This window comes from Tetragenococcus muriaticus DSM 15685 (assembly GCF_000423785.1).
In the GTDB taxonomy this organism is placed as follows: Bacteria; Bacillota; Bacilli; order Lactobacillales; family Enterococcaceae; genus Tetragenococcus; species Tetragenococcus muriaticus.
Genome location: NZ_AUIQ01000005.1, coordinates 1 through 14,738, shown reverse-complemented (window position 1 = coordinate 14,738; position 14,738 = coordinate 1). Strand labels below are relative to the sequence as shown.

Genomic DNA, 14,738 nt, shown 5'->3' with positions numbered 1-14,738 from the left:
ATCTGGCTTTTTTACTGTTCAGGTTCAGCAAAAGCATTCATTCCGCCATATTTATCAAAATGGACCGTATCGCTTATCAAATACTCGTAAATATTTTTTTCGATGGGAGTACCATTTTCCATATATTTCATGTATTTCTTTTGACTGCGTTCACTTGGTATACTAACTTGATCAAAACCATCTGCTGGCTGCATCTCATGTAGTTCGTCAATCATAGTCTCCACATTTTGCTTAAATGAAGTTAAATCAGTAAATTTCGTTGGGTCGATTAAAATATATAAATGTCCTAAATCTCTTCCCTTGCTCAAATCATCATACATGGAAGAAACATGCTTACCAAAGGGCAACCCTAGCATCATACCTGAGAGAATATCGACCATCATCATTAATCCATATCCTTTAGGGCCCGCTATTGGTAATAAACCACTTACTTTATATGGGTCGGTAGTTGGGTTCCCTTGCGCATCAACGGCCCAAGTATCTGGTATGCTTCTATTTTTCGAACGAGCATCTAGCACTTTCCCCCAAGCTTGTACAGTCGTAGCCATATCAAAAACCACTGGAACGTCATTTTCTCTAGGAAAAGCAAAGCCAATTGGGTTTGTACCAAAATAATTTCCTGCACCACCATATGGAACTACCATCGGATCTGATTGACACATCGATAAAGCAATCAAATTTTCATCTGCTGCTTTTTGCACATAATAAGCCATTGTCCCTGTGTGGCTAACTTTTCTAACACCTACTACTGCTATACCGGACTCTTTACATAAATTAATGGCATTATCTAGTCCTTTTAAGGCAACATAATGACCCATGCCATTATCACCTTGCACAATACCAGAACTAGGTCCTGTTTTTTCAAAGGTAACATTGGGATCTGTGTTAATGCCACCTTTAGCAATTCTTTCTGCATAATAGTCTACTCGTACGGCTCCATGTGAATGAATCCCTTTAGCATCAGCATAAACTAAATGGTTAGCCACAATATCTGCCTGCTCCTGTTTTAATCCTGCCTTAACGAACTTATCGGCCATCAATTGATGTAATTTTTTGGGTTGAACTGTAACTGATTCTTCCACTTCTCATCTTCCTTCCGTTTGTTGATTTTCTATTTATTTTTATCCATTTTAAATCACAGACTCAGGATTGCAATCTAAGGTATATAACGCTTTTTATAAAGAAAAAATTTCCGTTTTTTCTTACTTAGGCGCTGCGCAATACAACAACTACCCATTAATCTTTGTACGCTAGTTCATATAAAGTACTTGCTAAGACCTGTACACCAACGACTAAATCATCTAAATCTGTACGTTCTTCAGGACTATGACTTATTCCATTGATACTTGGAACAAAAAGCATTGCTGTGGGATAATAAGGAGCAATTACTTGGGAATCATGACCGGCTCCACTATGCATAATCTTATAGTTTACTTTTTGTGATTCAGCTGCATTTTTGATCTTACCGACGACTTTTTCATCCATCGGAATAGGTTTTTCGTCCATCCACAAATTAATTTCAGCTTCTAAACCAAGTTCATCGGCAACCTTTTTTACCAACTTTTCAAATTCCGTTGTAAAGTTTTGCAGCTTCTTTCCGTCTGTATGACGGCAATCGAATGTAAAACTAACTTCTCCTGGAACCACATTTACAGTATTTGGTTTAGGATCAACTTTGCCAAAAGTAGCCACTAATGGATCTCCTTCTTCATAAGCACGATCGATTGTTTTAGAGCTAATTTTAGCAAATCCATATACAGCATCTTTACGATAATTCATCGGTGTGGTACCTGCATGGTTAGCCTCTCCTTTTAGAGTCACCGTATATCGTCTTTGCCCTACGATGCTGTTAACAACTCCAACTTGTAAGTTTTCTTTTTCTAAAATACTACCTTGTTCAATATGAATTTCGACAAAAGAACGAATATCTTCACGTAAAGGCGTTGTTTCATCTCTAAAGTCAAAACCTTGGCGACGCATTTCATCGACAAAATTTGTACCTGTGGGGTCTGTAATATCCTCCACATCACTACGTTTTGCTAGATTAATAAAGTTTTTACTACCCCAAAAAGCCGTTGGGAAGCGACTTCCTTCTTCTTCAGCTAAAGAAACAGTCTCCAGAGAACGTAGGGGATTACCATAGGTTTCCAATAAATAACCTATAGCTAGATAAGATGAGATAACACCATATTGTCCATCTAGCGTACCGCCATTTGTAACAGTATCAATATGGGAACCTGACATAATTGTTTCTTCCGGATATTTTGTTCCTTCTACCCTACCAAAAAGATTGCCAACTTCATCAAAATTTGTTGTTAGACCTTCGTCTTCCATTTGTTTTTGAACGTATTTTTGCGCGTTTAACCAAGGGTCTGAATATAACAAACGGGTCATCCCACCTGTTGGATCGCTTCCGATGTATGATAGAGCATCAATATTTTCCTTTAAAACTTTTTTTAATTCCAATGACTCATCTCCTCAAAAATAATTTCCCCTATACCTACCATTAATTCTACTTTCTCTTGTAATACTCTTTCACGGAGATTTATATTTACTCTATACTCTATTCTACCTTATTACATTACTTTATAAAATAATTGTAATTTCAAATGTTTACGTTTACACCGGATAAAAGTGGAAAAAACACCAAACTTTTTTACCCAAAAAGGGGAGTAAAAGGAGCAATTGTTATAAGAATGAAAGATTTGATGAATGTCAATTCATTCAAATGTTATAAAATGCTAACAAACAACATTGATCTAAAAAGACAAACTATATTAGTTTCTGTTTGACTTATCTTATGTATTTAACATTTCATTAAAAAAGTAGACAGGCGAAAAATTCGTCTGTCTACTTAACCCGTCGCATAATTTAATGCAACATTATTTATCGTCTACAATGATCGTACCTTTATCTTCAAAGATATGAGGAAGATTTTCAATTGAAGTAATAATCGCTTTACGACCATTATGTCCTTTAACAAATTTTATAGCTGCTTGAACTTTTGGCAGCATGCTTCCTGCTGCAAATTGCTCTTCTGAAATATACTGTTCAGCTTCAGAAACAGTAATCGTTTCTAATGCCTTTTGGTCAGGTTGGTTGAAATTAACATAAATATTATCCACACCGGTTAAGATGATTAAGCGTTCAGCGCCAACTTCTTCAGCAATAACACTTGCTGAAAAGTCTTTATCATTAACCGCTTCAATACCTTCATATTGACCATCTTTTTCAACAACAGGGACACCGCCGCCACCAGAACAAATCGCTACAGCATTTGAAGCAATAAGTGCATTCACTGCTTCTGTTTCCACCATTTCTTTAGGCATTGGAGAAGCAACAACTTTACGATATCCTCTACCAGCATCTTCTTTGAAAACAGAACCATCTATTTTTGCTTCCTCATCTGCTTCTTCTTTAGATAAGAATGGTCCAATAGGTTTTGATGGATTTTTAAAAGAAGGATCGTCAGCATCTACACGCATTTGAGTAACCAAGGAAACAACAGGCTGTGCCATTTTCAAACGATTAAATTCATTGATCAAAGCACTTTGTAACCAGTAACCAATACTTCCTTGGGTCATAGCAACGCATGTATCTAATTTCATTGCAGGATTTTTTTCATTTTCTGCTGCTTTTTGTTGTATCAATAAGTTTCCCACTTGTGGGCCATTCCCATGACAAATAACGACTTTTTCCCCTTCATCAACAAATTTAGCAATATGTGTAGCTGCGTCTCTTACCACCGCTTTTTGTCCTTCATCTGTAGGATCAGTTTCTAAAATCGCATTTCCGCCAAGGGCAATCACATTTACACTCACGATATATTTCCTCCTCTATTATTCACTAATTGGCTTGTCTTTAGCCATAAATGAAAAGACTATTAAACCAGCAACTAGCAATACACTAGCTAAATAAAAACCAATTTGCATAGAACCTAGACTGTCAGATAAAGCCCCCGTAATATATGGAGCTAAAATTGAGCCAGACATTCCAATAAAGTTATACGCACTTAAAGATGTACCTAGCGCTCCTCTTGGCGCATTTTTTGTTACAAAAGTAATCAAAATTGGATCTAAAGCTAATTTTCCTGTCAATCCATAAATAACCAATACTGCAAGTAAAAGCGGGCGATTTGTTACAAAAGCAATAGCAAACACTGACAATAATGCAATAGGTACCAGTGTGTAAACTAAAGGTTTTGCTTTGCCAATTTTGTCATTAACCCATGCAAAAATTAATGCCCCTGGAATAGAAGCCCATGGTACTAAGGAAGAAATAAAACCAACACTAGAACCAGCAAATCCACGTTCTGAAATCAAAAATTCAGGTAACCAAGTAATAATTACAAAGTTTGCATAAATACTGACAAAACATAGAATAAAGGCTGCTAACAAATTACGGTTTTTAAAAATTTGACCAAGCGAAATTTTATTTTCCGACTCTGTCCCATTTGTTTGTTCATCTTTTTCTACATCTTCAGGTCTAATGACTTTTTCTTTTAATACAAAGTAGAAAATAATACCCATAATTACTGTTGGAATTGCCATAACGGTAAACGGCAAGCTCCAATGCTCACCATTGTCTAGTACTAATTTACTAGAAAGTAAATAACCACCAGAAGTACCAAAAGCCATCCCACTATTGATAATCGCGTTTCCTACTGTTCGCTTTGAATCAGGAATCGCTTCTGTCGATAACGCGTATTGCGGGCCATAGTACGCCCCTTGGCTGACACCAGCCAACGCACGAAATATCAAAAACATTACAAATGTGGTAGCAATCCCACTAAAGTAAGTCATTGCCGCAAGAGCAATAAACCCGACTGCGATTACGATTTTTCTTCCAATTTTATCACCAATCATGCCAGATGGAATTTGTAGAATCGCATAAGTTAGAAAGAACACACTATTGGCTAAACCTAACTGCGTATTACTTAATCCAAACTCATCGCCAACAACGCCCATAATTGGGTTAAAAATGGTACGAGTAGCGTAGATTAAAATCCAACCGATGAAAAAGAGTAAGACAACCTTCATCCAATAATTCTTGCTGACTTTCACTCCTTGTTTCGCATCATTCATTGTTAACTTTCACTCCTTTTATTTTTGTAAACCTAAAAGTAACCCCATACTTAAGTCTTTTCCAGAGGTATGCCCAATCATCATCACTTTTTGAACATCTCTTTCAATTATGTTTTTATCTTTTTCTTCTTGTAAATCTTGATATAATTGATAAACCAATGAGTTCACATGACCTTGCATAGAAGCCACTACATATTCTTTACTTACATCTGTCGTTGACAAATTCGATTGCGCGAGAACTGAGGAATATTCCTCAGCTCGCGAATCTTTTTTTAATTTTAAAATTGATAAATAGGCTACTAACAAATCATCTCCGCTAGGCGTTAAGCCTTTCCCACGACCAATCAAAAATCGGGTGATTTCTTCATAGTCTACTGTGGTTAATTCTTCTTTTGTAGCATAGGCCAATTTTTTCAAAATCGTTTTTGTCTCCACAGTCAAATCTAATCCAATTTTTTCCTCGAGATTTTCGTTACTTAAAACCTCTTTTAAAACAGCTAACTGTTCAGTAGGGATCGTCATTTTAGCTACATCTAAGTCAACAATTTCTTGCTCTTCCTCTTGCCAGCTTACAGATTGCACGCCTTTAATACTGTAGGCAGTCAATTTTTGTTTTTGAATCTTCACTTTATTTCCTTGTTGAATATAAGGAAATAATTGAGCAAACATTGCGTCTGGCAAGTATAAGCCAAAACTTGAAAGATATCCACTGTAATTAGCGACGTTAATTAAATGACCGCCAATTTGTAAATTAAACGAATGGTCAAACACACTATGAACAGTTGCCATTTTCCCGAGTTGATCGATCGGATAAATCCATTGACTAATAGTTACTTTATTCATCAACATCAATGCCAAAGTCTTTAGCATAAGCCTCTAATGCTTTTTCAAAACAACCTAAAGGTGCGCGAACTGTACCCGCACCAACTTGGCCTACACCAGCTTCATTACTAGCAATACCAGTGTTGATTAGTGGTGTAATCCCAGTTTCTACAACTTTTCTGATATCAATGCCTAGACAAGTTCCCTTGAAGTCCCAAGTTGGAATTGTAAATGTTGGATTATGAGAAAGTGTGATTTTTTCCATTTCATTTGATACATCTAATGCATCTTGGAAACCACCAGCACCGACAAAACGAGTAACACCAGGAGCTGCAACCATTGCCATACCGCCAACACCAATTGTTTCAGTAATTGAACTATCTCCGAAGTCAGGATTTCCGTCTTCTTCAGAAAAGCCAGTGAAATACAAGCCTTTAGGAGTATTTACCGGTGCAATATGCCAGTCATCTTTGGTTTGAGCAATACGTACGCCAAAATCACGGCCATTACGCGTCATAGTTGTAACAACAGTTCCTTTAGTATCTTTCCTAGCACCGTCAACAATTGCTTTACCTGTTGCCATCATGATATTTAAGAAAAATTGATCCGTATCAGCTAAGAATTGAATCACTTCTTGTTTTTCATTTTGTGGAATATCCAAAGCTACAATTAATGGTGCCATTTCTTTTAAGAAGTTCATTGAAGCTGCAATATTACGTTGATGGAATTCATCTCCCATAGTAATGGAGCGAGCAATTAATACACTTAAGTTCACGCCTTCTTTAGTTGTTTGCAACGCTTTAGAAAGAGTTGGTCCTAGCGTATCTCTGATCCAATCTAAACGATCGATGACTTCTTGTGAATAAGCACCAAAACGTAAAACTTTACCAATACCTTCATTAAGAATACAGTAAGCTTGATTGTTCGTTAAACGATTTTCTATAACAGCTACTGGCATACTACCAGAAGTAATTCCACCCATTGGCCCAACTGCTTGTACTTGGTGACATGGAATAAAGCGAACTTCTCCACTTTCAAGTAGCTTGATTGCATCTTCTTCGTTATCTGCCCAACCTTCATATAATGCGGCTCCTACACAAGAACCTTGCATCGGGCTCGTCATTTCATTGTATTGAATTGGAGGTCCAGCATGAAGTAATGTTTTTTGTTCATTAAATTCTGGGATCACGGTATCTGCTGTTACCACATCGACTAAGAATGGCTGTGCATTTTGGATTTTATCCGTTACTTTTTGGTTTTCTTCTGCAATTTGATCGTCGTATTCTTCTAGTGCATCAAGAATGCGAATCATTTTCTTATTCCCATTTGCACGTGGACGCCAGTTAAATTGAACAGATTTCCCGCCAAAATCAGCAATGGACTGATTGAAACTTTGCAAGCCAATATTAATAATGCTTGGCTTAGTGTTTAGTAATTCATCAATTTTGGGACTTACTGCAGGAACATCTACCGTTTCTCCTTTATAAGGAACAACTGTTTTATCTTCTTCTGTTAATGTAATTCCTTTTAGCATCAAAGCAAGACGGACAGCCTTATCGTTGCTTTCTTCAACAAAAACGCCAGCTTCTTCTAAGCGTTTCACTGAATCATCATAATCTTGCGGATCTTTTCTCGTACCACAAACTGTCGCAACAAAATGCAGATCTCTACCATCTGCTTTAGCTGTTTCTTGTGCTTCGTTAATTGCTGGGATTAATGCGCCAGCCATATCTTCGTGTGCGCCATACCCTAATACTACATCCAATAAGATGACGCCCGTTTGAGGATCTTGTGCATACTCTTGAATTTTCTTAACACGTACGTCTGGATCGATCATAGGGTGTGGGCGACCTTGTGTATAAATATCATCACCTAAGTCGATGACATCATATCCTTTTGCTCTTAGGATATAACCTTCTTCTTTAACGACTCCGCCTAGATCTAATGCTTCTGAAATCAACATACCTGCTTCGTTTGCTAACGTTCCACCAGAGTATAACCCTTTAACAACTTGATTTTCTGGCAATACATTTACATTCGGTTGTTTTATTTCATCTGTATAATTTGATTTAATTGGCTCTTCATTAGCTAAATCAACCGCAATTTTAGCTGTTTCTTCTAATGTATGAGCTAAATAAACTTGACCTTCATGATTTTCTGGTTTTTCTCCTAAGAAAATGGCAACGACAGGTTTAGAAACACTTTGTAAAAGTTGTACAACTTTATCACGTACAGACTTTTCAGGTGGTTTAGAAATAATACAAATAACATCCGTCGGTTCGTGGTTTTCTAAACCTACAATTGCATCCATCATAGTAGTAGCGCCGACTTTATCACTTAAATCCCGGCCACCTGTACCAATCGCATGGACAGCTCCGCCGCCTAAGCGATCAATGATCGTTGTTACTTCTTGAATCCCTGTTCCGGAAGCGCCTACAATACCGATATTTCCGGGCGATACAACATTAGTAAAGGCAATTGGGATACTTGAAATAATTCCGGTACCACAGTCAGGCCCCATCATCATTAACCCTTTTTCGTGAGCTAAATTCTTCAAACGTACTTCGTCTTCTAGCGGAACATTATCTGTAAATGAAAAAACATGCAAATCATTTTTTAAAGCCTTTTCCATTTCAGGTGCTGCATATTCCCCAGGAATACTAAATAACGCAACATTGGCATCTGGTAATTGTTCCATTGCTTCATCCCAAGTAGTCGCGGTGGTATTTTGTGTTTCGCCACTATCTTCAGAAGCTAGGTCATTCAAAAAGTCGTCAATAGCTGGCAAAACATCATCCATTACGTTTTCGTCTGCACTATCAACAACGATCATCATATCATTAGGAGAAGCTTCTTTTGCTTCATCTGTCAACAAATCCGTATTTTGTAGGATATCTTTGTTGGCATCTGTCCCCATCATGATTTGACTCGAACTAACGTTATCAAAATCGTTGATCTTATTCGTTAATAACATCAAATTAATCGAGTCTTGGTAATTATTTTTCGAAATTACCGTTTGTAACATTTCGATCTCCCCTTTCTTTATTTACATTTTTATTGTAAAATTTATTGTCTGCGTTTACACTGGATAAAAAGATAAAAATTCACCCTTTTTTTATCCAAAAAGGGAAAAGGCGGCTATAATAATGAAAATCAAAGATTTAATGGCATTAAACTTGTTTAAAGAATGCAAACTATTAACTAAAAATATTGGATTAGAAAATACGATAAGTTCTGCGATGGTATTAGAAGCAAGAGATATCGAAAATTGGACAAGAAAAAATCAATTAATTATGACTTCTTTTTATGCATTAAAAGATGCTTCTAACGATGAAATCCATGTTTTTTTCCAAAAAATGAAAAAAATAGGAATTAGTGGGTTAGCGATAAAAATGGATCGATTGATAACCATCATTCCAGATTGGTTAATTCAGCGTTGCTTTGAATATGAAATTCCTTTAATTAAAGTTCCCGAGGCTATCACTTACGAAAAGATTATGATAACGATTTATGAACCTATTTTAAATCAACAAGAACATTTGCTTCGCACGTATTACGACGTACGGCAAAAGTTCACTAAAGTAGAACGTAACTTACGCTCTTTTGAACAAATTATGGAAACCTTCTATCAATTAATTAAGGTTCCTTGTATGTTAAAAATCGACAGCTTGGGCATCGAGATTCACTACGGTGGTAATTTTGATAATTACGTTGTTAGTCAGCATCATTTTTTACAAACGACAGAGTTTACCAAAAATTTATACGAAAAACTTACACTATTTTCCCAAGAACAAAATCAACAAATTACTGCTCTAAAAACAGAAATTTTTTCCCCACTTGCCCAAAAGTGTACTTTGTCTATCTATCAGGAAAGTACAGAAGTTAAACAATCGGATCTAATGATTATTGAAAATGTGACAGATTTAATTCAAGAAAAACTACAAATGGAATCAATACTGAAAAAAGAACGCTATGCGCGTATGAATAACTTGGCTGATGCTATTTTACAAAACACTCCAAAAAATGCAGACGAATTGAATAGCTTGCTAGATGAAGCAAATATTAATTCCTCCCCCTATTATCAAGGGATTGCCTTTATTTGCCCTGATGAAGAAAAACGGACAATAGACGAGACCGTCATTGCTAAAAAATTAAGACGTCTACGAAAATTAGAAATCTACTTTGATCATTATAATTACACTGTCGTTTTATTTAATTTAAAATCGGAAAGCGACGCCGTTACAAAAAAAGAAATTAAGCAATTATTCACTGAAAAAGAAACTATTTCCAAACAGTTTCATTTTTCGCTTAGTCAAATCAAGAAAAAAAGCGGACTAAAAGAGATCTTATTCGAGTGCTTGGATACACTTCGTTTTAATCGTTCGTTTTTTATTGATTATGTTATTTCAGTAAAAGATCTAGGGATCTTCCGTTTTTTCATGCAGGAAGATCAGTTCAGACAACTCGAAACAATTATTCCCGAAGAATTGACCAACTTACGTTACGACAACAAAGAGCTTTTTGATACATTGCATACTTTTTTTAAAACAAATCGAAATTATAAACAAACAGCTGAAACACTTTTCTTACATCCTAAAACCATTCGTTATCGTTTAAATAAGGTCGAAGAACTTTTAAGAATTGATTTGACAAACCCAATTCAATTAGTTAATTATGAAATAGGAACTTATCTATTATCAATGAAAAGGAGTTCAACAAATGAGTGAAAACATTACACTAGACTCTGGAGGCACAGTAGCAGTTGCTCGTCCTGAAGCGAGTGCCAAAGGGGCAGTTATTTACATCCATGGTGGTGGGTTTGTCTACGGTAGTAAAAGTGACTTACCACAAGCACTGCAAAACGTTTTTTTGAATAAGGGATATATTATGCTAGCTATCGATTATTTACTAACACCCAATTCTTCATTAATTGATAGTTTAAATCAAATGCAACAAACCTTAGAAGAATTACAAGAAAAAGAAATTAAAGATTTACCCTTTACTTTCTGTGGTAGATCAGCGGGTGGCTTTGCCATCAATTATTTGACTAAACAATTAATCGAGCAAAATAAAACTTTACCTACACAACTTGTCCATTTTTATGGTTATAGTGATCTCGCTTTTATTAATAATCCACGCGAACTAACCGATACAACAGTAACCAAAGAAATGATTGCTAACATTAATCAAAGTGACAAAATATGGGATGATCCTTTCTTGCAACGTTATTTACTTTATATCTATGGTGTTCAACAACAGAAATTAAGTGACTTTTATCAAACATCAACTAAGGATAATTCACAATTTGTTATCGAAAAAGATATACTACAAAAATTTCCACGCACGTTCAGCTCGGCTAGTACAACCGATGAAGAGGTGCCTTTTAAATACAGTAAACAACTAAAACGATTGATTCCAGATTGTAAGTTTGTCCCTGTTTATGACCTAGGGCACGATTTTTTGAAACATACGGAAGATGAACAGGTGGAAAAAGTGTTGAATAGCTTGGAAGAATGGTTGGAGTAAGCTTTTATATGTAAAAATACGCCCCCTAGTAGGGTCAAGTCCAAAATCTTGTGTAAAAATATCAATGTCATTTACGCCCTGTCTGTTGAACGATTTTCCAATCATTTGATAAAGGTTCTTTTCATTTATGGTTTAAATTTTTCTCGAAGCAACGGATAAGATCAGGTAGTCGACGGATTTGACAACGAATCTATTCAGACATGGTGATCTTGGGCGGCTTCTTCGGTTCTTCAACCTAAGAACAGGCGCCCATTTCGCTTACCGCGAATACCATGCCTTCATTCATTGTCAAATCGTCCTTCGTTTTCTTTCAAGATCAATCCGTAGAGAATGGGAACTCTTCTTCTAAGACAGGGCCTTGTAAAAAGGGTTTGGGCATTTGTTGCCATTCTTCTTGTATATCCATTAAAACGGCGCCAATCAAACGTTCAGCGGAAACGACATTGGGAAAGATCGAAACCACTTTTTCCCGACGTCGAATTTCCCGGTTTAAGCGTTCTAAAGAATTTGTTGTACGTAACGAAAAATGATAGTCTTCCGGCTCGCTTAAGTATTGTAAGCCATCATGGAAGCCTTGATCGAGTAGCGCCAATACTGCTTCGTAACGAGAATCTCCTTGCACGCATGCTTCAAATTTCTGACGAGCTTCTTTGGCTCCTTGTAGGGTATTCGAACGGAAGATTTTTTTCAAATGCTTGCGGGCTTCTGAGTTATTTTTCTTGGGCATTTGGTCGATCATATTTCGTAAGAAATGGACCGTGCAACGTTGCCAAGCATCCCCTGTAAAGATTTCTTGAATCGCTTTTTTTAGCCCAGAATGAGCATCGGAGATAATGAGACGTGGTTGCGTTAAGCCTCGTTCTCGCAACTCTTGAAAAAATTGTTTCCAGCTAGCGTACGATTCTTCTTCACTCACCTTAAAGCCTAAGATTTCCCGGCGGTTTTTCTGGTTGACCCCTTGCGCAATATATACGCCTTTACTCACCACGTGATGGTTTTCTCGAACTTTAATATACATGGCATCGACATAAACATAACGAAAGGAACTGTGGGTTAATGAACGAGACTTAAAAGCTTCGATCTCCGGATCTAATCGTTTCATCGTATTCGAAACAAATGATTTAGACACCGACTCGCCACACAATTCTTCGACAATGTGTGTGACTTTCTTTGTGGAAACACCTTGAATGACTGCTTCCATTAAACTTAAGACAAAGGCTTGATCTTTGCGCTGATATTGTTCAAAAACGTGCGTGGAAAACTCCCCTGATCGTGTACGTGGGATTTTCAAACGAAGTTTTCCTACTGCTAAGGTAAAACTTCGTTCATAGTAGCCGTTACGATAGTCTAAGCGCTGACCATTGCGTTCATAGTTTTGAGCTTGAATAAATTCGTCCCTTTCCACTTCCATATAAGCGTTGAGTACAGTGACAGCTAACGATTTCATCATCATATTCATATCACTTTGCATAATTGCCTCTGTTAATTCTTCAAAATCTATATTAATATTAAGTTGGGTCATATCCATCTTCCTTTCCAATGTTTTCGGCTAAATGACATTGTAACAGAGATGGATATGATCTCTTTTCTTTTTACACAATTATATGGAAACAACTCTAGTTTTCCAATTTCTAGAGTCACTTTCTTATTCCTACTCTAGTTTTCAATCTTTTCTATTCCAAAAAATTCTGCTTTCTATCGAATCGAGATATTCCTTTTTATCGTCAAACCAAATATCAAAGCTAACTCCTTTATTTTCGTAACAATAAGTATCCCCTATACGCTTAAAATGTTTTTTTAGCAACGTTTCAAGATAGGCTAAACCATACTCTTTTCCAATAAATTCATGAATATCTTTTTTCTTCAACGAAACATCATGCCTGATTATGTCGTACTCGCTAATTGTACGTAAAATGGCTTTTTCTTTTACTCGAAAACAACCACAAGAACATTCTAACGTATGATAATGTTGTTTTTTCGTGGCAAAGCTACCACAATTAGGACATCGAATTCCTTTCTTCAATTTTGCAAAATGTTCAGCAGTTGTGATACGCGTTGTCCTATAATTAGGTATACGATAATTTTCGATTGCAGATTGCCAAGCCACAGAATGTCTAGGCTTCTTCAACGACATTAACCACTGTGGAATTTGATTTGAGCTAAGTACAAGCTCATTGATTGAGTCAACAATCTTCACTTCAGAATGAGGATTAATAAATACCAAAACTCCTTTAACAGTCATTTTAATTCCTTCTTGATTAAGTATTTGTTGAGTTATTCGACAGGCTCGCGATAATTGCTCACAAATATTATTTGACAGAATACTTCCATTTATGGTCCAACAATTGTTTTCATACTTGTACTTTCCTTGATAATTTTTAATATCGATGATCCATAATACTGTTCCCTCTGCAATTAATTGATCAATTTGAGTGACACTTTTTCCCAATTGCAATGTAATATCCTCCATCACAGTGGGTTCAGAGCTCAAAAAATAATGACACATCTGATCAAATTGGATCTCTCCTTGATAACCTTTTAGCAATTTCCAATATTCTTTTTCTTCTTCTACCGTCAACCCTCCTCTTTGGTATAATACTTCTAAATACTGCAAATCATGACTTTTTTGTCGCAAGTTTAATCACCCCCCCTCCTACTATCTAAATACGCAAAAAATATCCATTTCTTTTTTTAAATAAAAAATTAGTTGACAAATAAAATAATTTAAGGTAACGTATATCAAAATAATATGAAACACGTTGATGAAGGAAGTAAAATTCGCTAAACTTTGGAAAAGAGAGCTTCGGTAGCTGAAAAGAAGTGAAAGTGCGGGAATTTGAAAATGGCTTTTGAGTGGGTACTTCAAAAAATTTTTAGAGGTGCACGGATGTCTCCGTTAAAAAGATCGTAATATCGCATAGCAATATGCCGTATTGACGCAGAGGTAAAAGCATTCGCTTTTACGAAGTAAGGTGGTACCATGTATACATATACATCCTTAGAAGGAATGATTCCTTCTAGGGATTTTTTTAGTATGACGGGCATGTGTTATGTCTAGAGTGAAAGTCTCTGTGGAGCGTCGTTACCAACGAATCCCAAAGCGACTTGCAAGTTTCGTGCTGTGAGGCACGGGAGAGAGGAAGCAATAGCGAAATCGTGGCCCAACGAACAGGAATAAGGTAGGAAGGCGCTACGAGCGGATAAGTCGGCTAAAGGCGATAAAGTCCAAAAGGTAACCGTAATCTTGTGGCGTAAACCTTATGGGTAAACGAGGAAAGAGATAACACTTATCCCGTGAGGTCTCAC

At 36.5% G+C, this 14,738-nt stretch carries 10 protein-coding genes and 1 other annotated feature; of the genes, 2 read left to right on the top strand and 8 right to left on the bottom strand.

Annotated elements, in window-relative coordinates; all coding sequences use genetic code 11:
* Window positions 1–11: 11 nt before the first annotated feature.
* From allD to G577_RS11710, 6 genes are all read right to left on the bottom strand, one after another.
* Entirely contained in the window at window positions 12–1,082 is a 1,071-nt protein-coding gene (gene allD, locus G577_RS0101975; RefSeq protein ID WP_028789716.1) for an ureidoglycolate dehydrogenase, read from the bottom strand.
* Window positions 1,083–1,236: 154 nt separating this feature from the next.
* Window positions 1,237–2,466: an allantoate deiminase gene (gene allC / locus G577_RS0101970; protein ID WP_028789715.1), complete on the bottom strand. Its 1,230-nt coding sequence runs from the start codon at window positions 2,464–2,466 to the stop codon at window positions 1,237–1,239.
* A gap of 416 nt (window positions 2,467–2,882) precedes the next feature.
* On the bottom strand, window positions 2,883–3,821 hold the full coding sequence (gene arcC, locus G577_RS0101965; RefSeq protein WP_028789714.1) for a carbamate kinase: 939 nt from the start codon (window positions 3,819–3,821) through the stop codon (window positions 2,883–2,885).
* Window positions 3,822–3,839: 18 nt separating this feature from the next.
* Window positions 3,840–5,084, bottom strand: a complete 1,245-nt coding sequence (locus tag G577_RS0101960; protein WP_028789713.1) for an MFS transporter — start codon at window positions 5,082–5,084, stop codon at window positions 3,840–3,842.
* An 18-nt stretch (window positions 5,085–5,102) separates the two neighbouring features.
* Window positions 5,103–5,927 carry an oxamate carbamoyltransferase subunit AllH family protein gene (locus tag G577_RS0101955; protein WP_038027576.1) on the bottom strand — a complete coding sequence of 275 codons (825 nt, stop codon included), beginning with the start codon at window positions 5,925–5,927 and terminating at the stop codon, window positions 5,103–5,105.
* On the bottom strand, window positions 5,920–8,931 hold the full coding sequence (locus G577_RS11710) for a bifunctional FdrA/YlbE family protein (RefSeq protein ID WP_081675712.1): 3,012 nt from the start codon (window positions 8,929–8,931) through the stop codon (window positions 5,920–5,922). The genes G577_RS0101955 and G577_RS11710 overlap by 8 nt, the downstream gene beginning before the upstream one ends.
* A 121-nt stretch (window positions 8,932–9,052) precedes the next feature.
* Here G577_RS11710 and G577_RS0101940 point away from each other — a divergent pair, with 121 nt between their 5' ends.
* Both G577_RS0101940 and G577_RS0101935 read left to right on the top strand, forming a co-directional pair.
* Window positions 9,053–10,633, top strand: a complete 1,581-nt coding sequence (locus tag G577_RS0101940; RefSeq protein ID WP_028789711.1) for a PucR family transcriptional regulator — start codon at window positions 9,053–9,055, stop codon at window positions 10,631–10,633.
* Window positions 10,626–11,432 carry an alpha/beta hydrolase gene (locus tag G577_RS0101935; protein WP_028789710.1) on the top strand — a complete coding sequence of 269 codons (807 nt, stop codon included), beginning with the start codon at window positions 10,626–10,628 and terminating at the stop codon, window positions 11,430–11,432. Before G577_RS0101940 ends, G577_RS0101935 begins: the two co-directional genes overlap by 8 nt.
* 316 nt (window positions 11,433–11,748) lie before the next feature.
* Here G577_RS0101935 and G577_RS10880 read toward each other — a convergent pair whose 3' ends face one another.
* Entirely contained in the window at window positions 11,749–12,954 is a 1,206-nt protein-coding gene (locus G577_RS10880) for an IS256 family transposase (RefSeq protein ID WP_051176587.1), read from the bottom strand.
* 141 nt (window positions 12,955–13,095) lie between these two features.
* Entirely contained in the window at window positions 13,096–14,010 is a 915-nt protein-coding gene (locus tag G577_RS0101925; RefSeq protein ID WP_155988472.1) for a nuclease-related domain-containing protein, read from the bottom strand.
* Window positions 14,011–14,182: 172 nt separating this feature from the next.
* Window positions 14,183–14,435, top strand: a binding site (T-box leader).
* Window positions 14,436–14,738 lie beyond the last annotated feature (303 nt).